At 59.6% G+C, this 26,869-nt stretch carries 23 protein-coding genes and 1 tRNA gene; 11 read left to right on the forward strand and 13 right to left on the reverse strand.

The window, feature by feature from the left end; genetic code table 11:
- From HZA03_08725 to HZA03_08765, 9 genes are all read left to right on the forward strand, one after another.
- Positions 1-507, forward strand: coding sequence for a hypothetical protein (locus HZA03_08725; GenBank protein ID MBI5638038.1), 507 nt, complete (start codon positions 1-3; stop codon positions 505-507).
- Positions 489-1,469 carry an ATP-grasp domain-containing protein gene (locus HZA03_08730; GenBank protein ID MBI5638039.1) on the forward strand — a complete coding sequence of 327 codons (981 nt, stop codon included), beginning with the start codon at positions 489-491 and terminating at the stop codon, positions 1,467-1,469. The genes HZA03_08725 and HZA03_08730 overlap by 19 nt, the downstream gene beginning before the upstream one ends.
- A 33-nt stretch (positions 1,470-1,502) precedes the next feature.
- The gene (locus HZA03_08735) at positions 1,503-2,564 is read left to right on the forward strand and encodes a Gfo/Idh/MocA family oxidoreductase (GenBank protein ID MBI5638040.1); all 1,062 of its coding nucleotides are present in this window, start codon (positions 1,503-1,505) and stop codon (positions 2,562-2,564) included.
- Positions 2,561-3,322 (forward strand): NTP transferase domain-containing protein, encoded by a 762-nt coding sequence (locus HZA03_08740; GenBank protein MBI5638041.1) that lies wholly within the window; start codon positions 2,561-2,563, stop codon positions 3,320-3,322. Before HZA03_08735 ends, HZA03_08740 begins: the two co-directional genes overlap by 4 nt.
- A gap of 86 nt (positions 3,323-3,408) precedes the next feature.
- Complete coding sequence (locus HZA03_08745; GenBank protein MBI5638042.1) at positions 3,409-5,850, forward strand: acyl-CoA dehydrogenase; 2,442 nt, start codon at positions 3,409-3,411, stop codon at positions 5,848-5,850.
- Complete coding sequence (locus tag HZA03_08750; protein ID MBI5638043.1) at positions 5,840-7,159, forward strand: acetyl-CoA C-acetyltransferase; 1,320 nt, start codon at positions 5,840-5,842, stop codon at positions 7,157-7,159. The genes HZA03_08745 and HZA03_08750 overlap by 11 nt, the downstream gene beginning before the upstream one ends.
- Positions 7,160-7,184: 25 nt before the next feature.
- Positions 7,185-9,176 (forward strand): enoyl-CoA hydratase/isomerase family protein, encoded by a 1,992-nt coding sequence (locus HZA03_08755; GenBank protein MBI5638044.1) that lies wholly within the window; start codon positions 7,185-7,187, stop codon positions 9,174-9,176.
- A gap of 9 nt (positions 9,177-9,185) precedes the next feature.
- On the forward strand, positions 9,186-10,985 hold the full coding sequence (locus HZA03_08760; protein ID MBI5638045.1) for a long-chain fatty acid--CoA ligase: 1,800 nt from the start codon (positions 9,186-9,188) through the stop codon (positions 10,983-10,985).
- Between the two features lie 11 nt (positions 10,986-10,996).
- Positions 10,997-11,914 (forward strand): patatin-like phospholipase family protein, encoded by a 918-nt coding sequence (locus HZA03_08765; GenBank protein ID MBI5638046.1) that lies wholly within the window; start codon positions 10,997-10,999, stop codon positions 11,912-11,914.
- A 105-nt stretch (positions 11,915-12,019) separates the two neighbouring features.
- On the opposite strand, the gene HZA03_08770 is transcribed toward HZA03_08765, so the two are convergent.
- The 9 genes from HZA03_08770 to HZA03_08810 all read right to left on the reverse strand — a co-directional run bounded on the left by HZA03_08770 (position 12,020) and on the right by HZA03_08810 (position 19,664).
- A complete protein-coding gene (locus HZA03_08770) occupies positions 12,020-12,598 on the reverse strand; it encodes a hypothetical protein (GenBank protein MBI5638047.1) in 579 nt (192 codons plus the stop codon).
- A 347-nt stretch (positions 12,599-12,945) separates the two neighbouring features.
- Positions 12,946-13,022 (reverse strand) — tRNA-Pro (locus HZA03_08775).
- Positions 13,023-13,144: 122 nt separating this feature from the next.
- On the reverse strand, positions 13,145-13,981 hold the full coding sequence (kdsA, locus tag HZA03_08780; protein MBI5638048.1) for a 3-deoxy-8-phosphooctulonate synthase: 837 nt from the start codon (positions 13,979-13,981) through the stop codon (positions 13,145-13,147).
- Entirely contained in the window at positions 13,978-15,576 is a 1,599-nt protein-coding gene (locus HZA03_08785) for a CTP synthase (protein ID MBI5638049.1), read from the reverse strand. The genes kdsA and HZA03_08785 overlap by 4 nt, the downstream gene beginning before the upstream one ends.
- Complete coding sequence (kdsB, locus tag HZA03_08790) at positions 15,569-16,303, reverse strand: 3-deoxy-manno-octulosonate cytidylyltransferase (protein MBI5638050.1); 735 nt, start codon at positions 16,301-16,303, stop codon at positions 15,569-15,571. The genes HZA03_08785 and kdsB overlap by 8 nt, the downstream gene beginning before the upstream one ends.
- Positions 16,300-17,949, reverse strand: coding sequence for a peptide-binding protein (locus HZA03_08795; GenBank protein MBI5638051.1), 1,650 nt, complete (start codon positions 17,947-17,949; stop codon positions 16,300-16,302). The genes kdsB and HZA03_08795 overlap by 4 nt, the downstream gene beginning before the upstream one ends.
- 9 nt (positions 17,950-17,958) lie before the next feature.
- On the reverse strand, positions 17,959-18,378 hold the full coding sequence (secG, locus tag HZA03_08800; protein MBI5638052.1) for a preprotein translocase subunit SecG: 420 nt from the start codon (positions 18,376-18,378) through the stop codon (positions 17,959-17,961).
- A gap of 83 nt (positions 18,379-18,461) precedes the next feature.
- The gene (locus HZA03_08805; protein MBI5638053.1) at positions 18,462-19,229 is read right to left on the reverse strand and encodes a triose-phosphate isomerase; all 768 of its coding nucleotides are present in this window, start codon (positions 19,227-19,229) and stop codon (positions 18,462-18,464) included.
- 54 nt (positions 19,230-19,283) lie between these two features.
- Positions 19,284-19,664 carry a type II secretion system protein gene (locus HZA03_08810; protein MBI5638054.1) on the reverse strand — a complete coding sequence of 127 codons (381 nt, stop codon included), beginning with the start codon at positions 19,662-19,664 and terminating at the stop codon, positions 19,284-19,286.
- A 135-nt stretch (positions 19,665-19,799) separates the two neighbouring features.
- Here HZA03_08810 and rsmA point away from each other — a divergent pair, with 135 nt between their 5' ends.
- Positions 19,800-20,585, forward strand: coding sequence for a ribosomal RNA small subunit methyltransferase A (rsmA, locus tag HZA03_08815; protein ID MBI5638055.1), 786 nt, complete (start codon positions 19,800-19,802; stop codon positions 20,583-20,585).
- On the opposite strand, the gene HZA03_08820 is transcribed toward rsmA, so the two are convergent.
- The 4 genes from HZA03_08820 to HZA03_08835 all read right to left on the reverse strand — a co-directional run bounded on the left by HZA03_08820 (position 20,582) and on the right by HZA03_08835 (position 24,575).
- Positions 20,582-21,472, reverse strand: coding sequence for a hypothetical protein (locus tag HZA03_08820; GenBank protein ID MBI5638056.1), 891 nt, complete (start codon positions 21,470-21,472; stop codon positions 20,582-20,584). The genes rsmA and HZA03_08820 overlap by 4 nt on opposite strands.
- A gap of 144 nt (positions 21,473-21,616) precedes the next feature.
- On the reverse strand, positions 21,617-22,879 hold the full coding sequence (locus tag HZA03_08825; GenBank protein MBI5638057.1) for a DEAD/DEAH box helicase: 1,263 nt from the start codon (positions 22,877-22,879) through the stop codon (positions 21,617-21,619).
- Between the two features lie 87 nt (positions 22,880-22,966).
- Positions 22,967-23,233, reverse strand: a complete 267-nt coding sequence (locus tag HZA03_08830) for an RNA-binding protein (protein MBI5638058.1) — start codon at positions 23,231-23,233, stop codon at positions 22,967-22,969.
- A gap of 208 nt (positions 23,234-23,441) precedes the next feature.
- A complete protein-coding gene (locus tag HZA03_08835) occupies positions 23,442-24,575 on the reverse strand; it encodes a DegT/DnrJ/EryC1/StrS family aminotransferase (protein ID MBI5638059.1) in 1,134 nt (377 codons plus the stop codon).
- Between the two features lie 274 nt (positions 24,576-24,849).
- Between HZA03_08835 and asnB the strand changes: the two genes are divergently transcribed.
- Positions 24,850-26,688: an asparagine synthase (glutamine-hydrolyzing) gene (gene asnB / locus HZA03_08840; protein MBI5638060.1), complete on the forward strand. Its 1,839-nt coding sequence runs from the start codon at positions 24,850-24,852 to the stop codon at positions 26,686-26,688.
- Positions 26,689-26,869 lie beyond the last annotated feature (181 nt).

Below are 26,869 nucleotides of genomic sequence, written 5' to 3' on the forward strand. Positions count from 1 at the left end.
ATGAAGACGCTTATCATCCGCTCCGCCTCGATGGAGCGGCTGGACGCCTGCGCCGCCGCGCTGGGCGGTTTTGGCGGCGATACCGATATTCTCACCCACGCGCACTTCGCGCAAAGCATCAGGGGCAGCTATCCGGCGGCGGCGGTGGTGGAGTATCCGCACGCCGGAAATTTTTCCCCCGCCGCGATGGCGCGTTTGGCGGAAGAAGAGGGGAAGCTGGCGCGGCATTACGACAGGGTGATCGTGCTGGCGGGGAATCTCTCCGGCGCGGGACACCTGAACGTATTGCGGGGGGCGCTCCGTTTCGGCCCGGTGGAAATATACAACGTGAATAACGAATTCCGCCCCAAAAGCCCGGTTGCCGTGGCGGGTGAATTGTGGGGAAGAATCCTCTTAAGCCCGGCCCTCTTTTTTGCTACAATTCTCGCATTCGCAATCGGCGGGATGGTCTTGTTGGGGTGCGCCGTCCGTAACGCGCAAAGGGGAACATGGGCAGGAAGAAAATAAATGTTTTGATAACCGCGGCCTCGCGGCGTGTGGCGCTTATCCGCGGATTCCAGAACGCGCTCAAGGCCAGCGGCACCCCGGGCGAAGTGATCGCCACCGATACCGATCCGCTTTCCCCCGCCCTGTTTTTCTGTCCCCGGTATCACAACACGCCGCTTTCCAACGCGCCGGGCTATATACCGGCCATAATGGATATCTGTAAAAAAGAGGAAATTGGACTCCTCATCCCCACCATCGACGAGGAACTGCCGTTGTTTGGCCGCCACAAGAAGGAATTCGCCGCCGCCGGTGTCACCATCCCGGTGGTGGATGAAGAAATCGGCGAAATATGCAATGATAAGTACAAGACCTACCATTTTTTCAAATCCCACGGCCTGCCGATGGCCGAGACCTATCTTCCCGATGAGGTGCGCCAAAAAAAGCCGGTATTGCCGCTGTTTATCAAGCCCCGCGCCGGGCGGGGGGCGGTGAGCGCCTATCCTATCAATAGCGCGCGCGAGCTGGATTTCTTCCTTGAATATGTGCATGATCCGGTGGTGCAGCGTTTTCTTCCCGGCAAGGAGTACACCATCGACGTGTTGTGCGATTTCGCCGGACGGGTCATCTCCATCGTGCCGCGCCAGCGGATGGTTATCCGCTCCGGCGTGTGTGACAAGGGGCGCACCGAAAAGCACCCCGCGCTGATGCGGCTGGCCGAAGAGGCCGCGTGCGCCCTCAAGCTGATCGGGCCGGCGAACCTTCAGTGCAAGATGGATGGCGATACCGTCACGTTTTTCGAGGTAAATCCCCGTTTCTCCGGGGCGATACAGCTCACCATCAATGCCGGCGCCGATTTCCCGCGCCTTATCCTGGAAATGATGCACGGCGATATTCCGGCGCGCATCGGCGATTTTGAGGACAACCTCACCATGGTCAGCTACGAAGAAAGCGTTTACCGTGCCGGCGGCGGCTGGAGGCGCTGAACCGGTGTCCGCCGCCGTCCGATACGTTTGAATATGCCCAAAAAGTACAAGGTCGGCGTGGTGGGATGCGGCCGTATCGCGTCGCTGCTGGAGGAAGACCCGCTACGGGAGAAGCCGGCCACGCACGCCGGCGCCTACGCCATTTTTCCGCGCACGGAAATAACCGCCGCGTGCGACATCGACCGCTGGCGGCTGGCGAAATTCCGCGACAAGTGGCGCGTTCCCGCCGGCCGCTGCTACCGTGATTACCGCGAGATGCTGGCGCGGGAGGATATCGACATCGTCAGCATCGCCACATGGACGGAATCGCATTGCGCCGTGGCGCTTGCGGCGGCGAAAAATCCGCATGTGAAAGGGATTTACCTTGAAAAGCCGATTACCGCCGACCTCAAGGAGGCCGGCCGGATTATAACCGCGTGCAAAAAACGCGGCATTAAGCTGCTGGTGGGGCACGAGCGGCGGTTCGACAGCGATTTCTCGCGCGTGAAGGAGATCGTGGAGAAAAAGGAGATGGGCGCGCTCAAAACCATTTTCGCGCAGGCGCTTTCATTGCCGCCGCCGAAGCTTCCGCGGAATAAATACATCGGCGGCACGCTGCTGCACGACGGCACCCACCTGATGGACCTGGTACTCCACTTTGGCGGCCCCGCCGCGTGGGTGATGGGGTTCGACAAGCGTCCCCACGGCAAGCGGAACGTCGAGACCGCCGCCGGCGGCATTATCATGCTCCACAGCGGCGTCACGGTGTTTGTGGAAGGGGGAGGGGAACGGAATTATTTCAAGTTCGATCTCGACATGCAATTTGAAAACGGCCGCATCGTTATCGGTAACGGCGGCATTCACGCCTTTCAAAATTTCACCAGCCGCCACTACACCGGTTTTCACGAGCTGGCCTCCGCCCCGTTCAAAAATCCGCGCAAACGGGAAAACAGTTTCATCGGCTGCGTGCGGGAGCTGGTGCGCGCCATTGACGGCGGGCGCGAGCCGGTATCGAGCGGCACGGAGGCGCGCGATGCGCTGGAACTGATTCTTGCCATCTACCATTCCGCTGATAACGGCGGGAAAAAAGTGCATTTTCGCCGGCGGAAGAGATGAGCGTTCCCAACAATCCGGTTGTTATCATCCAGGCTCGTATGGGGAGCACCCGTTTTCCCGGCAAAACCATGCATCTTATCGATGGTACGCCGCTGATCGGTTGGCTTATCGAGGGGGCGCGTTCTTTCGCGAACGCCGCCGCCATCGCCGTCGCCGTGCCGGATTTGCCGGAAGAGGATATACTCTGCGCCTACATGGAAAGCCTGGGGGTTCCCTGTGTCCGCGGCCCGGTGGATGACGTGCTCGCCCGTTACCACCTTGCGGCAACCGCGCTTAAAGCCGACCCGGTGATACGCCTCTGCGCCGACAGCCCGCTGGTGGCTGCGGAGTTCATGGATCGCATGATCGAATCGCACATCGAAACGGGGGCCGACCTTACCAACGGCGTCCAGTATCCCCTCGGCTCCGTGGGCGAGGTCATCAGCCGCCGTTCATTGGATCTGATGCACCGGGAAGCCACGGCGCCCTATTGCCGCGAGCATGTTACGCCGTATATCCACGAACACCCCGATAGTTTCAGGATAAATTCCCTCATGCCGCCGGTATGGATGCAGCGGGATTTCCGTCTGACCGTTGATACCGCCGCCGACATGGAAATGATGGCGCGGCTTTTTGATGAGATGTCCAACGCGGGGCTTGCCATGAATTTCACAAACGCGATGGCGATACTGGATGTGAAGCCGGAGATCGCCCGGATTAATGCCGCCGTGAAGCAACGCGACTGGCGCGCCGAAAGCCCGGCCTTCGGCAAGCGATAACATATCCCGCCGCCTGATAATACCCGCCGAAAAGCGGTTCCGTTTTGTAGTAGTATTAAGCCAAGCCTACAGAAAGGGAACACTGAATGTACTGCATTCTATGGACGTTGGTTGCCTTATTCGCTCTTCTTATCATCCTTTATTTCCAAATGGGCATTGCCGCCGCGACGCTGCTCGGCTATGCGCTGCTGACCGCCGAAAGCATTGGTGGCGGGCCGGCATCTCCGGGTCTCATCGCCGTATGGGCGTTTTATACCGTCGTGGCGCTGGTGCTGAATCTGCCGCCGCTGCGCCGCGCGCTGCTAACCCCCGCCATTCTCGGCATTTTCAAAAAAATCATGCCCCCCATTTCAAAGACCGAGCGCGAGGCGCTGGATGCCGGCACGGTCTACTGGGAAAAACATCTTTTCGCCGGCAAGCCGGACTGGAAGGCGCTGCATGCCATCCCGAAGCCAACACTGACGGCGGAGGAGCAGGCGTTTCTCGACGGTCCGGTGGAACAGTTGTGCGATATGCTCGACGATTGGGAGATAACCGACCGCCTGCACGACCTGCCGCCGAAGGTGTGGGACTTCCTCAAGAAGGAAAAATTCTTCGGGATGATCATCACGAAGGAATACGGCGGCCTTGATTTCTCGGCGCTGGGGCACAGCGAAGTGGTGATGAAGGTCGCCAGCAAAAGCGGCACCGCCGGAATAACGGTCATGGTGCCCAATTCACTCGGACCAGCCGAGCTGCTGCTCCACTACGGCACACCGGAACAGAAAAACCGCTATCTGCCGGGCCTCGCCATCGGCACCGAGATTCCCTGTTTCGCGCTCACCGAGCCGGAAGCGGGGAGTGATGCCACCAGCATCAAGGCGAACGGCATCGTGGAAAAAGGAATTTTTGAAGGCAAAGAGATAATCGGCATCCGGATGAACTGGGAGAAACGCTACATCACGCTCTCGTCGAACGCCACCGTGATGGGGTTGGCTTTCCATCTTTATGATCCCAACAAGCTGATGGGGGACAATGAATATCCCGGCATCACCGTCGCGCTGATACCGACCAATACCAAGGGAATCACCATCGGGCCGCGGCACGACCCGCTGAGCATCCCGTTCCTCAACGGCCCCATCTGGGGCAAAGACGTTTTCGTTCCGCTGGACTACATCGTCGGCGGCAAGGATTACGCCGGACAGGGATGGCGGATGTTGATGGAGCGGCTCGGCATCGGACGCGGCATATCGCTCCCCGCGGTCAGCGCCGCTTCGTCGAAGGTCGCCTGCCGGGGCGTGGGGGCGTATGCCCGGATACGGCGGCAGTTCCGCATGCCGGTGGCAAAGTTCGAAGGGGTGGAAGAGGCGTTGGCGCAAATGGCCGGCCTTACCTACGGGCTGGATTCGGCGCGGCTTTTCACCGTTAACGCGATCAACCAGGGGGAGGCCCCATCGCTCGCCTCCGCCATATCGAAATACAGCCTCACCGAGCGGTGCCGTGAGGTGGTCAACCACGCCATGGACGTGCAGGGCGGGGCCGCCATCGTGCTCGGCCCGCGTAACTTCATGGGGCGCTTGTACCAGGGCCTGCCGGTCAGCATCACGGTGGAAGGGGCGAACATCCTTACCCGCACGCTGATCGTCTTCGGGCAGGGGATTATCCGCGCCCATCCCTGGGTGCTGAAAGAAATGGAAGCCACCGCTGATAAAGACACGGCGCGGGGAATCGCGGCGTTCGACAAGGCGTTTTTCGGCCACGTTGGGTTCACCTTCTCCGTCGGCGTACGGGCGTTTGTTTCCGCGATAACCGGCGGCGTGTTTCTGCCGTCGCCGGTGGAGGGGCCGCTGGCGGTCTACTACCGCCGCATTGGACGGTTAAGCGCGGCGTTCGCCATCGCCGGTGACATGGCGATGCTGACGCTCGGCGGGAATCTCAAGAGGAAGGAAAAACTGGCCGGGCGGCTGGCCGATATTGTGAGCAATCTTTATATCGCCAGCGCCACGCTGAAACGTTATGCCGACGACCACATGCCGAAAGAGGACCTGCCGCTTGTCGGCTGGGCGATCGAAGACGCACTCTACCGTGCGCAGGAGGCGCTTGCCGGATTTCTGCAAAACCTGCCCAGCCGCGCGGCGGCGTGTCTGCTCAAGCTGCTTATATTCCCGTTCGGCAAGCCGTTTAATCCGCCGTCGGACAGGCTGGGGGCCAAAGCCGCCGAGACACTGCAAAGCCTCTCCGACACGCGCGACCGCCTCACCAACGGCATCCACAGATGCGAAAACATGAACGAGCAACTGGGAAGAATCGAGGATGCGCTGCTGAAATCGGTCAAGGCCGAAGATGTGGAGCGGAAGGTAAGCCACGCCGTGAAAGACAAGCGGATCACCGCGCGCGGCGAGGCCGAGCGCATCGAAGAGGCCCTGAAAGCCGGCATTATCACCGCGGATGAAAAAGCCGCCATTGAGGCCGCCAACGTGGCGCGCCGCGAGGTGATCATGGTTGACGATTTCCCCGTGGATTATTGGAGCAAACGCAATGGGAAGTAGTTTCGCCAACCTCCGCCCCGTCTACGTGGTGGCCGGACGCCGCACGCCGTTTTTAAAAGCGAAGGGGAACCGCGGCGTGTTCTCCGCGTCCGACCTCGCGGTTGAGGCGGGGCGGCAACTTCTGTTGACGATGCCGTTTTCGCCCGAGGCCCTGGACGAAGTGGTGATCGGCTCCGTGTTTCCCGATGCGACCGAGGCGAACATCGCGCGGGTCATCTCGCTTCGTTTGGGGTGTGGAAAAAAAGTTCCCGCTTTCACCGTGAACCGCAACTGCGCTTCCGGCATGCAGGCGCTTGATTGCGCCTCGAAAGATATCGCCATGGGGCGCGCCGAACTGGTGTTGGCCGGCGGGACGGAGGCGATGAGCCGCTACCCGCTGCTCCACACGCCGGAAATGGTTGAATGGCTGGTGGCGTGGGGCAAGGCGCGCGGCTTTGGCGCGCGCCTCTCTGTATTGATGAAAATGCGGCCCGCCTATCTGAAACCGGTGCTCGGCGTATTGCAAGGGCTGACGGATCATGTCGTCGGCCTCAACATGGGACAGACCGCCGAAATTCTTGCCCACCGCTTTGGCATCAGCCGCGAAGAGATGGACGCGTTCTCGGTGGAAAGCCACCGCCGGCTGGCGGCCGCCACCGACGAAAAACGTTTTGACGGTGAACTGTCGCCGCTGATCGATGCGGCGGGGAACGTGTACGATTTCGACGACGGGGTGCGGCGCGACAGCGATATGGAGAAGCTTGCAAAACTCAAGCCGGTGTTCGATCCGAAGCTGGGCAAAGTGACCGCCGGCAACAGCGCGCAACTCACTGATGGCGCGGCGGCGCTTCTGCTTGCCAGCGGCGCGGCTGTGAAAAAGCACAGTCTGCCAGTGTTGGGCAAGCTGCTCGATTTCGAGTGGGCGGGGGTGGATCCGGCGCAGATGGGGCTGGGGCCGGTGCATGCGATGGCCGGGATTTTGGGGCGCAACGGCCTTACCACCGCCGACCTTGGCAACATCGAAATTAACGAGGCGTTCGCCACGCAGGTGCTGGCCTGTCTGCGGGCGTGGAACGATGGGAGCTATATGAAGAACGAAATAGGCGGTTTCGCCGCAGGCCTCGGCCCTCTCGATATGAAGAACATCAACGTCGACGGCGGCGGCGTGAGCATCGGCCATCCGGTCGGCGCCAGCGGCGCGCGCCTTACGTTGCACCTGCTCAACACGCTGCGCCGCAACGGCGCGCGGAAAGGCATTGCGTCGCTTTGCATCGGCGGCGGGCAGGGGGGCGCGGTGTTGGTGGAAAACGTGGAGCGGGCCGATGGATAAAACGTTTAAGCACTTCAAGCTGGAAATGGACGCACAGAGCGTTGCGTGGCTGGCGCTGGACAAGGCCGATGCCAGCGCCAATGTCCTCTCATCCGATGTGTTGCTGGAACTGGACGGGGCGCTCACGCATATCGAATCGCAAAAGTCTTCCGCGCTCGTCATATATTCCGCCAAAAAAAGCGGCTTCATCGCCGGGGCCGATGTAAACGAGTTCACCAAGGTGACCGATGAAGCCTCCGCGCTGGCGCTCATCCGCCGGAGGCAGGAGGTTTTTACCCGTATTGAAAAGATGCCGTTCCCCACAGTGGCGCTTATCCACGGCTTCTGCCTCGGCGGCGGCATGGAACTGGCGCTTGCCTGCCGCTACCGCGTTGCCTCCACCGACGAAAAAACGCAACTTGGCCTGCCGGAGGTAAAGCTTGGCATCCATCCCGGTTTTGGCGGCACGGTGCGCGCCACGCGGGTGATGGGGGGAATCTCCGGCTTGGAAATGATGCTTACCGGCCGCAGCTTCAGCGCGAAGGCCGCGAAGAAGGCCGGGCTGGTCGATATGACCGCGCCGGATCGGCACCTGAAGGCCGCCGCGCTTTCCTTGATAAAAAAGAATGCCCCGCCGCACAAAGCGGGCGGGATGCAGGCGATTGCCGGATTGCCGATTCTGCGCGGGATTACCGCCGGGATGATGCGCAAGAAAACGGCGGAGAAGGCGGATCCGGGCCAGTATCCCGCGCCGTTCGCCATGATTGACCTTTGGGCGCGGTATGGCGGCGACGAGCGGCGGATGATGGAGGAAGAGGCCCGTTCAGTCTCGCGCCTCATCGTGGGCGATACGGCCCAGAACCTCGTGCGGCTTTTTCAATTGCAGGATCGTCTCAAGGGCTTCGCGAAAAAGAGCGCGCAGCCGGTGAAGCGGCTCCACGTCGTCGGGGCTGGCGCAATGGGAGGAGACATCGCGGCGTGGAGCGCGTTGCGCGGCCTCACCGTCACGTTGCAGGACCGCGAAACGAAGTTCATCGCCCCCGCCATCAAGCGGGCGGCGGCCCTGTTCAAAAAGAAGCTGAAAGAACCCCGGCTGGTGCAGTTGGCGCTCGACCGGCTGATACCCGATCCGTCCGGCGCGGGCGCGGCTTCCGCCGACATCGTCATCGAAGCGGTGTTTGAAGACCTGAAGGTGAAGCGCGAGATGTTCGCGCGGCTGGAGCCGGTGATGAAGTCCGGAGCGGTGCTTGCCACCAACACCTCCAGCATCCCGCTGGAAGAGATGGCTGCCACGCTGGCCCGCCCGGAGCGGCTGGTCGGCATTCATTTTTTCAATCCGGTGCCGCAGATGCCGTTGGTGGAAGTGGTGCAAGGTGCGGGAACCGGCGCGGCGGCGCTGGAAGCGGCCTTCGCCTATGTGGGGGCCATCGGCAAGCTGCCGGTGCCGGTGAAAAGCAGTCCCGGTTTCCTTGTGAATCGTGTGTTGATGCCGTACCTTATGGAAGCGATGATGATGGAATCAGAAGGAATACCAGCGGCCGTCATCGACGCGGCGGCGGTGCGGTTTGGCATGCCGATGGGACCGCTGTTGCTGGGTGACACGGTGGGACTTGATATCTGTTATCACGTTGGGCATATCTTCAAGGAGAAGTTTGGCGCGGAGATGCCCCCGAAGCTTGAAAGCATGGTGAAGGACGGCAAGCTTGGCGTCAAGAGCGGTCAGGGGTATTACGACCACCGCTCCGGGAAAGTGCGGACGGCGGCGGGGCCGGCTACACCGGAAATGAAGGAAATTACCGATCGGCTGATGCTGCGTTATGTCAACGAGTGTGTCGCCTGCCTGCGCGAAGGGATCGTGGCCGACGCCGACCTTATTGATGCCGGGATGGTCTTTGGCAGCGGCTTCGCGCCGTTTCGCGGCGGGCCGTTGCGCCACGCGCGCGCGGCGGGGAAGGCGGCGCTGACCGCGCGCCTTGAGGAGTTGCGGACTAAATACGGCCCCCGTTTCGCGCCGGATGCGGGCTGGAACGCCCTGTAAGGAGATGCCATGAAACAGACGACGGATTATATCGACTATAAAGAAGCGGGTACGATAGCCGGCCTTTTCGAACTGCGTATTAAAAAAAACCCCGGCAAGATGGCTTACCGCCAGTATGACGAACCGCGCGGCGTGTGGGTGGAAAAGACCTGGGGCGGCATGAACCGCGACGCAAGTTGCTGGCAGGGCGCCCTGGAAAACGAAGGGTTGATGCCGGGCGACCGCATTGGGCTTATGGTGCGCAACTCGATGGAGTGGGTACTCTGCGACATGGCGGCGCTTGCCTCGGGCCTTGTGGTGGTGCCCATTTTCATCAAGGACTCGCACGATAACATCGTCCACATAATAAACGACTCGCGGATGAGGCTGCTGGTGGTGGAGGATTCCGATACCTGGGATTCGCTGCGCCCAATTCATGACCGCATCCCCACTGTTGGACGGGTGCTCATCATCCGCCGGTTCAAGGATACGTCGCGCGACCCGCGGGTGAAGTATTACGAAGACTGGCTTTGCACCGACGATTCTGGAATATATGTCCACGACGTTACGCCGGAATCCCCCGCCACTATCGTCTACACTTCCGGCACCACCGGCCTGCCAAAAGGTGTGGTGTTGACGCACCGCAACATTCTTTGGAATGCGCATGCCGGTCTTCGCGCCGCCACCGTTACGCCCGATGACCTTTTCCTTTCGTTCCTCCCGCTTACCCACATGTTTGAACGCACGGTTGGTTATTACCTGCCGGTCATGGCGGGATCCTCGGTGGTTTATGCCCGCAACGTCCGCAGTGTCGCTGAAGATCTTCTTACGCAGCGGCCAACGGTGATAGTCACGGTGCCGCTGGTATTCCAGCGTATTTACGAGCGGGTGACGGACGAAGTGGCGAAGGCTTCTCCCGTGAAAAAGTGGATATTCAAAACGGCGGTCAACATCGGTTACGGCGCGTTCTTGCACGGGCAGGGGCGGGGGCCGTGGTCGCCGCTTTTCCTGCTCAATCCGTTGTTCAATGGTATCGTCGGCAAAAAAATTCTGGGGAAAATGGGAGGGCGGCTACGGTTGGCGGTCTCTGGCGGCGCGGCGCTGCCGGAATACATCTGGCGGCTTTTCGTGGCGATCGGCCTTCCGGTGATACAGGGGTACGGCTTGACGGAGACCAGCCCGGTGCTGAGCTGCAACCGCGAAGGAAACAACCGGGGGGATACGGTTGGCCCGCCGCTGGACGATGTGGAGATTCGGATCGTGGAAAACGGCGAAATCATCGCCAAAACCCCCGGCATGATGAAGGGGTACTGGAACAATGAAGGGGCGACCCGCCAAATTATCGATGCCGAAGGGTGGGTACACACCGGTGACGTGGGTGAGATCACCAACGGCCATCTGAAGATCACCGGCAGGCTCAAGCAGATCATCGTCATGTCGAACGGCGAAAAAGTGCCGCCCGACCGGGTGGAAGCCGAGATCAAGGCGATGGGCATTTTCGAGAACCTTATGATTTACGGCGAGCAGAAGCCGTTTTTGCTGCTGCTGGCCAAGCCGCTCCCGGACAAGCTGCGGCAGTTCGCCGCTGAAAATGGCTTTGCGTACGAAGGCGAGCACCCTCCGCATGGCGGGAAATTTGAAGAGGCGCTGATGGCGGCGGTAAACGCGCGCCTGACCGGTTTTCCCGGCTATGTACGGGTAAAACGGCTTATATTGGTGGACGAAAGCTGGTTGCCCGATAACGGCCTGCTCACCACCTCGCTGAAACTGAAGCGGCATGTGATTGAGGAAAAATACCGCAAAGAGATGGAAGCGGCCTACACCAACTAAGGGAATTACCCGTGATATTCGAAAATCCTTTCAAGGTTGGGCTCTGCCTGAGCGGCGGGGCGGCCCGCGGCATGACGCACCTGGGGGTGTTGCGCGAAATGGAAGGGGCCGGACTGCGGCCCGACATGGTTGCGGGAGCCAGCGTGGGAGCGCTCATTGGCGCGCTGTACGCGCTTTCCCTCGATATTGAAGAGGTGGAACGGATCGTGCTTGCCTTTTTAAAAGGCGAGGATTTTTCCGACCTGCGGGGGGATATTCTGGTTCGCGAGCGCGCAGAGGACGAGCGCCGCGGCATTTTCCGCCGCATGCTCAGAACGTTCCGCAAGTCGCTCTTTTACAGCGTTTCGATGACGCAACTGTCGTATCTTTCGGTGAACCGCCTTGAATCGCTGCTGGCGAAGATGGTGCCGGATGTTAATATCGAAGACAGCAAGATTCCCTTCGCCTGCGTGGCGACCGATATCGTGAACAGCCGCCCCTATTTTCTTACCAAGGGGCCGTTGCGCCGGGCTATCGCCGCCACCTGTTCCATACCCGGATTTTTTCCGCCGATAGCTTGGGACGGTGTGCGCCTGGTTGACGGGAGTTGGAGCATGCAAAATCCGGTGCGCCTGCTGCGCGAGATGGGGGCCGATTTTGTGGTTGCCATAGACATATCGCAGGATATGCTGGACGCGCCGGATCCGGGCAACGGGCTGGAAGTGGTGCTTCGTTCGAACATGGCGACGCGCATCACGCTTTCGGAAATGGAGCTGAAAGACGCCGATTATGTGATCCGCCCCGATATGCGCAAAATGGATTGGTGGGATTTCAAGAAATCGGCGGCCTTCATTCAGAAGGGACGCGAGAGCGCTGCGGCGGGCATCGCGGAACTTAAAAAAGGGATAGAACGCGCCCGCCTGAAAAAGTTCCTCACCCTGAAAGTTTGACAAAGACCGCGTCGAAACACGGTGCGCCGGTTTCCCGTAAAAAAAATCCCCGGGAGCATGCGCTGCCGGGGATTTTTTATAAACCGTTTCGTTCGGTGAAACGCGTTATCCGTTTCTGTTTCCGCAGACAAAGCCTTTGCAGGTGCCTTTAAAACCGATGTGGCATTTGGCGCAGACTTCGGGATTCAGCGGATGGCCGGGTTCCTTCGAGGCGGCGGAGCTGCCGTCTTTCAGCGAAATCACGTCATAAACCGGCTTGCCCCCTTTGTGATCGGTCGAGAAAGCAACGCCGATTTCCCTGAACACCAGAACGCCGGTCTTGCCGTCCGGGTAGTTCGTGCCGCGCGCTTTGTACACCTTTATCGCGGCGGGATTGATAAAGGAGATGTATTTGCCGGGTTTCACGGCACAGTAGGTATCAACGGTCGCCTGGAGGATATCATCCCCGCCAAGCGGCAGAACGTTGACGCCGCAGGGAGGAACAATGCCGTCCGCCGTTCCCCGTTCCCATTTGTCCCAGTACATCGGCGCAACCGGAGCCGCCGCCGGGGCCGCCGCCGGCTTTGCTGCGGGCGCGGCCGCCGCCTTCTTGCTCTCTGCAAAAGTGGTGCTGCTTGCGGCAAGCACCATTACCATCGCCGCGATTACTAAAAGAATTTTCTTCATGTTCTTCATCTTCCCCATAGTCAAATATTAAAAAGCGGATACTTCACCCTCTAACGCTGGAAAATTTATTCTCCTCTCTTCTTTTCTCCTCCTTTTGTGCATGGTTCCACATAACGTTCTAATCATTTTATGCTATGTCAATAGCCCGGAAAAAGCAATAGTCGGTAATTGGAACAGGAAAAAGCGGTGGGTATGGACTTAAGCATAAGGCAGACGACATTATCGCTGCGGAGCAGGACAGAATATATTAAACATTTGAAGCCAATTTTAAGATAATAGCTGAACTGGCCACACTCAAGCATTTTCGGCTTCTTGCCTGAAGGGCCATCCCGTGCCTTTTTGGGGGTTAAGCCGTTGAAAAAAAATGGTCGGGACGGCGGGATTTGAACCCACGACCCCACGCACCCCAAGCGTGTACTCTACCAGGCTGAGCCACGTCCCGACATTACCCGCATCCCTCGGTATTTACCCAAGAAAGCGATGATAGATTGATAATTGTAACAGGAATTGTTCCGCTGTCATTACTTTTTTAAATGAAAATCAGCGCGGCATCCGGCCAGCGGCCTACAGGCGTTTAACGAGCCGGTCAATCACCTGAAGGTCTTTCAGCAGGTTCGGCAGGTCTTTCATAAAAAGCATGTTTGGGCCGTCGCATGGAGCGGTATCCGGATTGGGGTGTACTTCCATAAAAACAGCGGCAACCCCCACGGCGACGGCCGCGCGGCTCAAGGCGGGCACGAATTTCCGTTCGCCGCCGGAGCTTTCCCCTCTGGCGCTCGGCAACTGCACACTGTGAGTGGCGTCATAAACCACCGGGAATCCGAACTGCGCCATGATTTGCAGGCCGCGAAAGTCATTTACCAGATTATTGTAACCGAAGGTGGTGCCGCGCTCGGTGAGCATGATCTGTTCGTTGCCACTCTCGGTCAGCTTTTCCGCGGCCTTCGCCATATCCCACGGGGCCATAAACTGCCCTTTTTTCACGTTTACGGCCTTGCCGGTTTTAGCGGCGGCGATCAGAAGATCGGTCTGGCGGCAGAGGAAGGCCGGTATCTGAATGAAGTCCAGCGCCGCGCCCGCCTCCGGGATTTCCTCTTCGGCATGCACATCCGATATCACCGGCACGTCGAAGGTCTCGCGTACTTTGTTGAGAATCCGCAGTCCCTCTTTCATGCCGATACCGCGGAACGATTTTATGGATGAGCGGTTCGCCTTGTCAAAACTCGACTTGTAAACGAGGCCGATGCCGAGTTCGGCGGTTATGTTCTTCAGCAGTTCCGCGGCGTGGAGGGCGCTCTTTTCGTCCTCGATCACGCAGGGTCCGGCAATAAGCGTGAAGGCAAGGGGGTTGCCGATGCGCACCCCGCGCGCTTCCACAATGCGTTGCGCGTGATGCGTCACAGCAGGTATTCCGATTTAATGGCCGCCCCGATGAACGCCGTGAAGAGCGGGTGCGGGTTCAGCGGCGACGATTTGAACTCGGGGTGGAACTGGCCGGAAAGGAACCAAGGGTGGTCCTTGATCTCGACGATCTCCACCAGGTTGCCGTCCGGCGAAAGGCCGCTGATGACCAGCCCCGCCTCTTCGAGCTGCATCCGGTACTTGTTGTTGAATTCGTAGCGGTGCCGGTGCCGTTCGTTGATTTCCTCGGCGCCGTAGGCGCGGTGGGCGTGGCTGTTCTTGCGCAGGATGCAGGGGTAGTTTCCCAGCCTCATGGTGCCGCCCATCACCCGCCCTTTCTGGTCCGGCATCAGGTCGATCACCGAATGTTTGCCGTCCGGCGCGAATTCGCTGCTGCTGGCATCCTTGATGCCGCAGACGTTGCGGGCGTATTCGATAACCACGCAGTGCATGCCGAGGCAGATGCCGAAGAAAGGGATTTTCCGTTCGCGCGCGAGGCGCACGGCGGTGATTTTCCCTTCCGCGCCGCGGGTACCGAATCCGCCCGGCACCAAAATGCCGCCGCAACCGGCGAAAACGGTTTCGGCGTTTTCCCATGTCACCTGTTCGCTGTCGATCCAGCGGATGTCGATGCCGGAGTTGTTCGCTATGCCGCCGTGGGTGAGCGCCTCCGCGAGGCTTTTGTACGATTCCTGCAATTCGACGTATTTGCCGGCCACCGCGATGGTTACCCGCTGCGGCGGGCGCAGCACGGTGTCGACGATCCGCCGCCACTGCGCGGGATCCTTCTTTTCCACTTTAATATCGAGCAGGTGCATGAGGATTTCATCAACCCGTTCCTCATGGAACACCAGCGGCAGTTCATAGATGCTTTTCACGTCGATGGCGTTTATCACCCGCTCGTGCCGCACGTTGCAAAAGAGAGATATTTTCTTTTTCATCTCGTCCGGGATCGGTATTTCGGTGCGGCAGAGCAAGAGGTCGGGCTGGATGCCGATCTCGCGCAGTTCTTTCACCGAGTGCTGTGTCGGCTTGCTTTTCAGCTCGTGGGCGGATTTGATATACGGCACCAGCGCCACATGGATATACGCGATGTCCCGTTCCCCCACGTCGAACTTGAATTGGCGGATTGCTTCGAGGAATGGAAGCGATTCGATGTCGCCGACGGTGCCGCCGATTTCGCAGATAATAATGTCGTACCCTTTGGCGGCATCATGGATCCGTTTTTTGATTTCATCAGTGATGTGCGGGATGACCTGCACCGTTTTGCCCAGGTATTTCCCTTCGCGTTCGGCGCGGATGACGGTGTCGTAAATTCTGCCGGTGGTGACGTTGTTGACTTTTCCCATCCGGGTGGTGACGAAGCGTTCGTAGTGGCCGAGATCGAGGTCGGTTTCGGCGCCGTCGTCGGTGACGAAAACCTCGCCATGCTGGTAGGGGCTCATGGTTCCTGGATCCACGTTGATATAGGGGTCGAGCTTGATGAAGGTGACTTTCAGCCCGTTGGCCTCCAGCAGCGCGCCGATGGAGGCGGATGAAAGCCCCTTGCCCAGCGATGAAAGAACCCCGCCCGTGACGAATATGAATTTAGACATGCGTCAACGCCTCCGCCCGTTTGAGATCCCCGGGTGTATCGATACCGATGCTGTCTTTGCCGGTTACGATCACCCGTATGTTCACCCCGTTTTGGAGAATCCGGAGTTGTTCCAACTGTTCGGCCTGTTCCAGTATCCCCGGTTCCATCCGGGAGAATTTTATCAAAAACGTCTTGCGATAGACATACAAACCTAAATGTTTGTGGCGGGGGGGATTTTCCAGCTTTCCCCGGTTGTGGGGGATGGGGGCGCGGGAGAAATAGAGCGCGTTTCCCCGGTTGTCCATCACCACCTTGACGGCGTTGGGATTTTCAAATTCCCCGCCGTGCGTGATCGGCACCGCCAGCGTGGCGACATCCAGCGCCGGCTCGTCCAGCAGCGCCTGCACCGCGCGGTCCACCGATGCGGTATCAATCATCGGCTCATCCCCCTGGATATTGACGATGATATCCGCATCGTTTTTTTCGGCCGCCTCGGCGATCCGGTCGGTGCCGCACACATGATCCGGCCTCGTCATGACGGCCTTAAAGCCGCCCTTGACCACCACGTCGAAAATGCGTTGGTCGTCGGTTGCCACCACCGTGTCGTCCACCGTTTTGCATTGTGCGGCGCGCGCGGCGACATGCAGGATGATCTCTTTTCCCTTGAGCAGCGCCAGCGGCTTGCCGGGGAAGCGGGTGGATGCGTAGCGGGCGGGGATGATGGCGAGGACGCGCGGCCGGCTCATGGCTGCATGGCGTACTTTTGCAGCGGTTTGGGAACGTACCATTTCACCGGCCATTCGTAGCCGATGCCCATGGTTGATTCGTGGAGTTCGATCCCTTTGATGCGGGCCGAAACGGCCGGCAGCGCCTCCTCGTAGTAGAGGAACAGGTAGGGCTGTTCTTCCGCCAATATATCCTGGAAGTGGTCGTAGATATTCTTGCGCTCGCTTTGGTCGAATGTGCGGCGGCCCTGTTCAAGCAGGATGTCCACCTCTTCGTTCTTAAAGGAGATGAAGTTCAGTTCCTGCTCTTTCGTCTTGGATGAGTGCCATATCTCGTACTGGTCCGGCTCCGGCCCCGTGGTCCAGCCAAGCAGGCAGACGTCGAAGTTCCGCTTGTTGATGAACTCCTTGAGGAAGCTCGACCACTCGATCACCCGGAATTTCACGCCGATGCCGACGGCTTTCAGCCGTTGCTGGATGATCTCCGCCGCCTTTTTGCGCTTGTCGTTTCCCTGATTGGTGATGATCTCGAACTCAAACCGCTTGCCATCCTTCATCAGGATGCCATCCGTGTCCTTTTGCGTCCAGCCCGCTTCGGCTAGAAGCTGTTGCGCCTTGGCGGAATCGAAGGGATAGGTCTGCACTTTCGGGTTATACATCCAGGTGCCCGGTTTGTAAGGGACGGCGGCCGGCTTGCCAAGCCCCATCAGCGCCCCCTGTATGATCTCGTTTTTGTCCACGGCGTAGGCGATGGCCTTGCGCACCCGCTTGTCCTTGAAGAGCGGGCGCTGGAAATTGTAGCCCATGTAGGTGTAGGCGTTAGCCACGTACTTGAACTTCTGGAAATTTTTCTCGAACTCCGCGTTATTGGTCTGGCGGGCGTACTGGACGGGGTTCAACGCCATCATGTCGATGGAACCGGCCTTGAGTTCGAGGAACTGCGTGGCGCTGTCCGGCACGATCCGGTAGGCGTAGCGGGTGAGGTATGGCTCCCCTTTAAAGTACTCCTTATTCGCCTCGAGGATGATCCGCTCTTGGGCGGCCCACTCCACGAACTTGTACGGGCCGGTGCCGACCGGCTTGCGTGAGAGCGGCGAATTGTTGATGTCTTTCCCTTCGAGAAGGTGTTTGGGAAGCACCGGGAGCGAACCCCACGATTCGAGGGCGGGGGCATACGGCTTTTCGTAATGGACGATGAAGGTGTGGTCGTCCGGCGCTTCGGCGCTTTTCACCTGCATATACGGTTCGGCATACGCGGTGCGGGTGCCCGGCTGGATGATGGTCTTGTAACCGAACATCACGTCGGCGCTGGTGAAGGGGGCGCCGTCGTGCCACTTAACCCCTTTGCGCAGGTGGAAGACGATGGTTTTGCCGCTGTCCTTTATTTCCCAGCTCTCCGCCAAGTCCCCCTCGATTTCCCATTTGGGATTGTACTGCACCAGTCCGTTATAGATGAGGCCGGAGATGGACATGGAAGCGGCGTCCGCCGAAAGCATAGGGATGAGGTTGCTGGCATCGCCGATGGAGGCTTCCACCAGCATATCGCCCCGGACGGGGGTTTCTTTCGGTGCTTTGGAAGCGGCCGTCGGAACCGGCCCGCTATTAACCTTTGGAGAGTCGCATGCCGTCATGAACAGCAAAACGGCGGTGCAGAGCGCTCTCCTCATGGTATTGGGCTATTTTCCCTTGGTTTCTCCGGCGGTGGACGGCTGGGGTGCGGCGGCTTCTTTGGTCTGCATCTCTTTCACGGCCTGAAAAGGATCGATATTGCCGCTGGTGGCGGGAGCGGGTGCGGCGGGGGCCGCCGGATTTGCCTTGTCCACCTTGGGATCTGCCGGTATCCCGTCCACGACGGTGCGGTGACCGGCGCCGGCTGAAAGCACCGAAAGGGTGAGCGAGGTAACCATGAAGAGGATCGCCGAGACGGTGGTGAACTTCCCCAGGAAGCTTTGCGGGCCGCGCGCGCCGAAGACGCTTTGCGAACTGCCGCCGAAACCGGCGCCAAGGCCGGCCCCTTTGCCGGACTGGAGCAACACCACGAGGATAAGAACCAGCGCCACGAATACGTGGACGATTATAAGAAGCGTGTTAAACATTCTAACGGTATCTCCCTGCAACAAACCATGTATTCATACCCGGCCAACATGCGGCGACAGCGGCGCATTGCGTCCAAAAAACCTTATTTTCCGGCTTTGGCCGAAAGGCGGATAATAGCACTGAAATCATCCGCAATCAAGCTGGCGCCCCCCACCAGCGCGCCGTCGATATCGGGAAGGGCCATCAGCTCGGCGGCGTTGGAACTTTTCACCGAGCCGCCGTAGAGGATGCGGACGATTTGGGCGGTGCCGGCGCCATATTTCTTGTCCAGCCAACCGCGGATGAAGGCGTGTACGTCCTGGGCCTGCTGGCCGGTGGCGGTCTTGCCGGTGCCGATGGCCCATACCGGCTCGTAGGCGATGGTGATCTTTTCGAAAGAGGCCGCGGCGATGCCCGCGAAGCCGCCTTCAAGCTGTTTGCCTATCACGGCGGTGGTTTGATCCGTTTCGCGCTCCCGCAGGGTTTCCCCTACGCAGACTATCGGTTTGAGGCCGGCTTTGAGTGCGGCGTTTATCCTGCGGTTGACTGTTTCATCGGTCTCTCCAAAATACTGACGGCGCTCGGAGTGGCCGATGATGACCCATTTGCAGCCGGCGTCCAGCAACATGGCGGGGGAGACTTCGCCGGTAAAGGCCCCTTTTTCTTCCCAGAACACATTTTGGGCGGCCAGTTCAATGCCGGAGTGGCCGGATACCCGGTGCGCCGCGTGCAAGCTGGTGAAAGGGGGCGCCACCACCACGTCCGCTTCCATCTCAGCGGCGCGCAAGTCGATCAGTTTTTTGATCAGCGCTTCGGTTTCATAGGCGTTGTTGAATAACTTCCAATTACCGGCGATCAGTTTTTTTCTCATGGGTTAATTATATAGGAGGACGGGGGGAACGGGAAAAATTTAAGGGCGGCCGGTTTACAGGCAGGCGGTGGCGGTGGTGGCGATCATGGGCCAGGTCGCCACCGTGTTGGTTGCGGTATGGATGACCGTGCAGGATGGCGCGGTGCCGCCGATGGTGTAGCCGTTCGGTAACGCGCCCCCCTCCAGCAGGGCGGCCGCGCCGGCGCAGGTGGTGATGGCCGGCAAGGCTCCCGCGTTTTTCACCTTGCAGGCGGCAGCGTTCATCGAGCTGGCGGAGGAAAGGGAGGCGGCAATGGCTTGGGCGGCGGCGGTTTGGGCGTTTCCCGAAAGATCCATAAAACGCGGCACCGCCGCGGCGGCCAAGATGCCCAGGATAACGATTACCATGATCAGCTCAATCAGGGTGAAGCCGCCGCTGGAGAGCGTTTTTTTCATAAACTCCCTAACAATCCGAAGCACCGGGGGATAAATATCCCGCCGCCCAATATCCGTATTTGCCGTCAAAACAGCGCGATTTAGTATAGCACGATGGATGTTGATAATGCTCCCCCCCTCCCGCATACTGTGGCAATGAAAAAAACGCGCACATGGGGGAATAAACCCAAGCTGGGCCAGCATTTTCTGGCCGACCGCTCCATCTGCCAGAAAATCGTGGAAGCGGCGGAGATACGCCCCGGCGATCATGTGGTTGAAATCGGCCCCGGCATGGGGGCGCTCACCGGCCTGCTGGCATCCGCCACGCCGCGCCTGACCCTGGTGGAGCCGGATCACGAACTGACGCTTGACCTCATGCTCAACCACGGCGGCGCCACATTGCTAAAGGAAAAAGCCGAAGACGTCGATTTCAGCGCGATGGACGGGCCGCTCATCGTGGTGAGCAACCTCCCGTATTACGCCTCCGTCTTTATCTATAAGCACCTCATCGCGCACAAGCGGAATATCGCCCGGATGGTGTTGATGTTTCAAAAAGAAGTGGCCCGCCGCATCGCATCCGCCCCGGGAAGCCGCAGTTACGGGTCTCTCTCGGTGCTGAGCGGTTACCATTGGGCAATTGAAGAACTGTTTGTCGTAAAGCCGGGGGCGTTCCGTCCCCCGCCAAAGGTCGATTCCGCGGTTCTCCGCTTTACGCCGCTGAAAACGCCGCCGGTGGCGGTGGACGAAACGGCCCTCTTTGCGCTGGTGAAAGCCGCGTTCTCGCAAAAGCGCCGCATCTTGCGCAACAACCTGAAAGGGCTTTACACCGCCGCGTCGCTGGAACAAGCGATGGCGGCGGCAAATCTTGGCTCCAACGCGCGCGCCGAGGAAATCCCGCTGGCCGCCTTCGCCGTCCTGGCGGGACATCTGCAAAAATTCTAGCGAAGAAGTGTGCGTATCTCCAGCTTCCCGTCGATCATTCGGGGCAGGTAGAGCGTTCCTTTGCCGGGAATATAAAGGAAATCCGCCGGACCGCCGTAAACGCCGGGGAGGACTTCAAACGTTCCCTTCTTCGTGTCCACGCGGAGCAATACCCCTTTGCCCGGCTCGAACGCCCCCCAGTCCGAAACGAGAAAAATCCCGTGTCCCATCGGCTGGAGGCCGTCGTAAAAACCGGGGCGGTCGATGATTGTGCGGTACGAAGCGGTTTTGCCCGAAAGGTCGGCCACTCCCACTTCGCCGGCGGCTTTGCCGTCCTTGCTGGCGAAGCCAGCGATGTAGAGATGCTTCTCCTTCGCGCCGTACCAGAGACCGTTGGGGGCGGGAACGGTCAAGCCGATATCGCGGTAGCTCCTCGCTTTCACGTCCACCTCGAATATTTTATTGATGTCGGTGGCGGAGACGAAAAGCTTGCCGCCGTCCTTCACGGCGATATCGTTGAGGAACGCGGTTTTTTCGGCGGTGAAATCGAGGTCGAACGCCTTCTCGCCGCTTTGCAGGTTAAAGCCGCGCAGGTGATCAATATCGGCGACATAGAGCACATTTCCCAGCACGGCAAGCCCCTTGGGGCCGTCAAGGCCGGTTATGAAATCCTTCTTTACGATGTTGCCAGCGAGATCCAATTTCGAGATATAGCCGTCGCCGTCTTTCGCGCTCGGCTCCAGCTTCACGCCGAGGTTGGAGATATAGAGGTATTTGCCCACGCGCGCTACGCTTTCGGGCGAATTGAACCCCTCGATGATTTTATCTTTGGCGAATGCCGGGGCGGCAAGAGCGAGCAACACGGCGGCGCAAACGCATACGGCTATGGGGAATATCGGTTTCTTCATGCAGACCTCCAGATTGAATAGGGAAAACCTCTCTAATCCGTCTGGTAATGATTATATACCAACCGTGTGGCGGCGGGAGCGGGACGAAAAAAAGGCGGGAGCCGCGGCGTTTTGCCGCGGGCATCCCGCCCAAAGGCCTAAAGATCAGCGGCTGGCGTAGGAGCGGTTCCCCTGCGGCCGCGAGGGGCGGAACGGGCGTCCCCCCTGGTTGTTAAAGCGGCGCGGGCCGCCGCCGGAGCGGCCGGCCGGGCCATGCGCCAAGTGTGCCGCGTGGAACGGATGTTCCGCGTCGACCGGGATGGATGCCTTGATGATCCGCTCGATGGCGCGCAGGATGGAGCGTTCCTCCCCGTCGCACATCGAGATGGCGATACCTGCGGCCCCGGCGCGGGCGGTGCGCCCGATGCGGTGTACGTAGGCTTCCGGCTCCATCGGCATTTCGAAGTTGATGACGTGCGTCACACCCTTGATGTCGATGCCGCGCGAAGCGATATCGGTGGCCACCAAAACGCGGGCGCGGCCGGCGCTGAAGTTCTTCAGCGCGAGCATGCGTGCTCCCTGCGATTTGTTGCCGTGGATCGCTTCGGCGATAACGTTGTTCTTGTTCAGCTTTTCCGCAACGCGGTTGGCTTTGTGCTTGGTACGGGTGAAGATCAGCGCGCGGCTGATGCTTACGTCTTTCATAAGCGAAAGCAGCAGAGTTTCCTTGTTATCCCGCTCCACGAAAAGGACTTTTTGTTCGACCTTTTCGGCGGTGGAGGAAACGGGACTCACCGACACCTGCATGGGATTGCGCAGAAGGCTGTTGGCCAGCCCTGTCACGGTATCCGGCATGGTGGCGGAGAAAAACAGCGTCTGCCGTTTTTGGGGCAGCGCGGAGATGATCCGTTTCACATCGGGGATGAAGCCCATGTCGAGCATCCGGTCGGCTTCGTCCAGAACGAAGATTTCCAGTTTGTCGAGGAATACGTGGCGCTGGTTCATCAGGTCGAGCAGGCGGCCCGGCGTGGCGATCAGGATGTCAACACCGCGGGACATGGCCCGAATCTGGTGGACGATGCTGACGCCGCCGAACGCCACGGTGTGGCTGACGCGCAGATGGCGGCCGTAGGTGCGGAAGCTTTCGCCGATCTGGTTGGCCAGTTCACGCGTGGGGGCCAGTATCAGCGCCCGCGGCGCGTTGCGCCGGAGCGGCAGTTTGGCTTCTGAGATCAGTTGAAGCATCGGTAACGCAAAGGCAGCCGTTTTGCCGGTGCCCGTTTGCGCACAGCCCAGTAAATCGCGCCCCAACAGCAGGTGCGGTATGGACTGCGCCTGTATCGGGGTGGGGGTCTCGTATTTCGCGTCGCGCAGCGCGCGGCGGAGGGGCTCCACCAACCCCAGGTGGTCAAAAGATGCAATGGTCATGCAATTGTTCCTAAATTTGAAGAAATCGTTTGGAAAAAGAAGGCGCCGCCCCGTTAACCCGGGGCGGGCCTGAATAGGTTGTCGGTATTACCAGGAGCGGCGGGGAGCCCGTTCCTTGCGTTCTTCGGCCTGGTTCACCTTCATCGGGCGGCCTTTAAGGTCTTTGCCATTCAGCGCTTCGATCGCGGCGGTGGCGTCTGCATCTTCCATTTCCACAAAGCCAAAACCGCGGCTGCGGCCGGTTTCGCGGTCGGTGATGATGCGGGCGGAGGTCACGGTGCCATGAGCCTCAAAAAGGCTGCGAAGGTCGGTTTCAGTTGCGCCGAAGGGAAGGTTGCCTACGAAAATATTCATCTACTGGGTCCTTTACAAAAAAGTCTGTGGCATATCACCCGTTTATTCGGATGTGCCGGGGTGCCGAATTCTGGAAGTCAAAGACTGAGGCGGGTTAACGTCATCAGCAAGCAGCCAAAATCTGGCAAAACATTAAAACTGAAATAAGAATACCAGAATATTTTCAAATAACAAGCAAAATCTTTTAGGGGGTGGCCGCACGCGGATATTACAGGATATTCCTGGCGGTTTTCCGCACCGTATCAATGACATACGCGATTTCCGCATCGGTAAGGTTGGGATAGAGCGGAAGGGAGACGGTGGTTTCGCCGATGGCTGTGGCGTTCGGGTAATCTTCATCGCGCATGTTGAGCTGCGTGCGGAAAAAAGTGAGCGAGGAGAGTGGGCGGTAATTAACGGTGCAGCCGATTCCCTGCTCCGTCAGCGCCAGCATGAATTTGTCCCGCCGTTTTTCATCGGGCAGCCGCACGGTATACAGATGCAGGGCGCTTTTGTGGCCCGGCGGCACATGCGGAATGGTGATGCCCGCATCGCTGAAGGCGTTGTTGTATTCCTGTACGATGGCGGCCCGCCGCGCGTGATTCATTTCGATCTTCGCCAACTGCGGGATGAGCAGGGCGGCTTGCAGGTCGTACATGTTCGATTTGAACCCGTATTCTTCGACGTCATACGCCGATACCTTGTCCGTGAACCGCTCAATGGCCGACCTGTTAATGCCGTGGTTCCGCAGCAGCCTGATCTTCTGGGCGGTTTTTGCATGGCGGGTGGCGACGGCTCCCCCCTCGCCACAGGTGATATTTTTGGTCGTGTAGAAGGAGAACGCCACCGCGTCCGAGAGTGAGCCGGGTGAAAAGCCGGGTCCCTTGCCTTCAATGCAGTGCGCGGCGTCTTCGACCAGCAGGAGCGCGTGCCTGTCCGCGATTTCCCGGAAGCGGTCCATTGGCGCCATGGTTCCATACAGATGCACGGGGCAAATGGCTTTAGTGCGGGGGGTGATTTTCCGCTCGGCGCACGAGGGGTCGAGTATGCCGGTGCGCGGATCGACATCGGCGAAGACCGGTTTGGCGCCGGTTAGCATCAGCGCTTCGATGGTGGCCACGAATGTCATGGCGGGAACGATGACCTCGTCCCCCGTGCCGACATTCAGGGCGCGCCAGGCGAGGTAGAGGGAGTGGGTGCAGCTCATGGTGCCGACGGCGTGGGGAACGCCAAGATATGCGGCGTAGGCGGCCTCGAATTCCTGTGTTTTGGGGCCGGTGGAAATGAAAATCTGTTTTGTCGCCGCGACAAGCGAGGCGATACACTCGTCGTCCAGATTATGCCGGAAAAAGTCTACTTTCATATACCTGTCTGTGGTTGCGGTGGGCATATTCTTTATATCGCCTTTACATCCCCCAAACTTAAGGGGCGCACCGGCATTCTACACTTTTTGCGCGGCCGGTTATAGCCGTGAAAGCAACGGAGGGGGGCCGGGTTGTTGGCGGAGGTGGCGCGGCGTCTATGGTATTATTCAGAGTATCCGTTTTCGAGGGCGCGGCGCAATGCGGGATGGCCGCATAGAGCGGCGTATTTTATGGCCTAAAACTTCCCCGGTCCTTTTTGGAAAAAAATAACAGGTGTGTGGAATAGCCGGTTTTTACGATAATGCGCTCCGCACGGAGGGGGATGGCCGTTTGGAGCGGATGACCGCCATCTTGCGTCACCGCGGCCCGGACGGCGAGGGGGAGTGGCGGGAAGGAGGGGCCGCCCTCGGTCACCGAAGGCTGGCGATCATCGATCCGGCAACCGGCGCACAGCCGATGGTTTCCGCGTGCGGCCGCTACGTCATCAGTTATAACGGCGAACTGTATAATTATCCCGAACTGAAACAGCTGCTCGCCGCCGATTATCAATTCCGCACGGCATCCGACACCGAGGTGCTTCTGGCCGCTTTCGCCAAATGGGGGGAGGGGTGCTTTGAAAAGCTCAACGGCATTTTCGCCGTTGCGATTTATGACCGCGGTGAGCGGCGGCTTGTTCTCGCGCGCGATATTTTCGGGGTGAAACCGCTTTACCATGCCCGGAGCGGCGGCACATTGTATTTCGCGTCGGAGATGAAGGCGATCCTGGCGGCGGAGCCGGGACTGGCGCGGCTTTCGCGCGCGGGGTTGGCGGCGGCGCTGGAGTGGCGTTATTTTCCCGCGCCGCTCACTCCATTCGAGGGGATTGCCAAAATGCGCCCCGGTCACTTGATGTCCATCGGCAAAGATGGAACGGCGCGCGAGGCATGTTACGCCCCGCCGTCGGCAGCTCCGTGGGGGGGCGGCCGCGCCGAGGCGCTGGATCGTCTGCAACGGCTCACGGATGACGCGGTGCGCCGCCAACTGGTTGCCGACGTGCCGGTGGGGATACTGTTGAGCGGCGGCGTCGATTCGGCGTTGCTGGCTTCGTTCGCGGTGGAGCACGTTCCCCAAAAGATGACCGCATTCACCGTCGGCTTTCAGGGGAATTTTGACAAGGACGAAACCGCCGCCGCCGCGGAAACGGCCGCGCTGTTGGGGCTTTCCCACGAGGCGGTGACGGTGAAGCCGGGCGGCTTTATGGAACTGATGGAGCGTTTGGTTTGGCATCTTGAAGAGCCGGCCGCCACCACCTCCGCCGTGCCGCTTTTCTTATTGAGCGAACAGATTGCCCGCACACACAAGGTGGTTCTTTCAGGGCAGGGGGCCGACGAGTTGTGGGGCGGCTACCCCCGGCATTTCGCGGAAGCTCTGCGGCGAAACTTCGCCCCGCTGACGCCGTTTGTTCCCGGTTTTATCTCCGGCCTTCCCCTTGGGGAGCCACTGCGTAAGGCGGCTATGGCCGCCGCGGAGGGTAATGAGGAAGAGCGTTATTGCGGCATGCGCCGGCATTTTGATCCGGATGAACGGGCGGCGCTGCTCGGAGCCGCAGCCCCCCCGTACCGGGATCATCTCTCGCCTTGGGGCGCCGCGCTGGCGGGAAAGGATACGCTGTCCCGCGCATTGTACCGTGATGCCCGGACACAGTTGCCGGACGACCTGCTGCTTTACACCGACAAGGCGGCGATGGCCCACGGGTTGGAAGTGCGGGTGCCGTTTCTCGATACGGAGTTGGCGTCATTCGCCGAATCGCTTCCCCCTTCGTTTAAGGTGCGGGGCCTGCGGCAAAAGTATCTTTTAAAAAAAATGGCGGAACGCCGTCTCCCCGCCGCCATCGTGCGGCGGAAGAAAATCGGTTTTGAAACGCCGGTGGAAGGGTGGTTCCGGCGCGAGCTTGCCGGGCCGGTGCGCGAAACGCTGTGCGGCCCCGGCGCGCGTCTGCGCGAAATATTGGGGCAAAAAGCGGTTGATCGGACGGTGGAGCGGCATTTGTCGGGCCGCGGCGATTGCTCCCGGCGGCTATTTATGCTTTTCGCGTTTGAGATGTGGTTGCGCCGCTTCGGCGTTTCATATTGAGCCGGCGGATGTTCCGCCATGAAGCGGGCGCGGGCCGGCTTTGTTGCGAGCAAATAGAAATGTCCGGTTTTGGAGCACATTACTTGTCCGGTTTTCCAAAATTACCTTAGCCGTGATTCTTTTTCAAGCGGCCTTCTTTTTTGTCTGTTTTACCTCCTTTCCCGTTACGTCGTAAAGCGCC

It is taken from the genome of Nitrospinota bacterium, assembly GCA_016217735.1.
Classification (GTDB): Bacteria; Nitrospinota_A; UBA7883; order JACRGQ01; family JACRGQ01; genus JACRGQ01.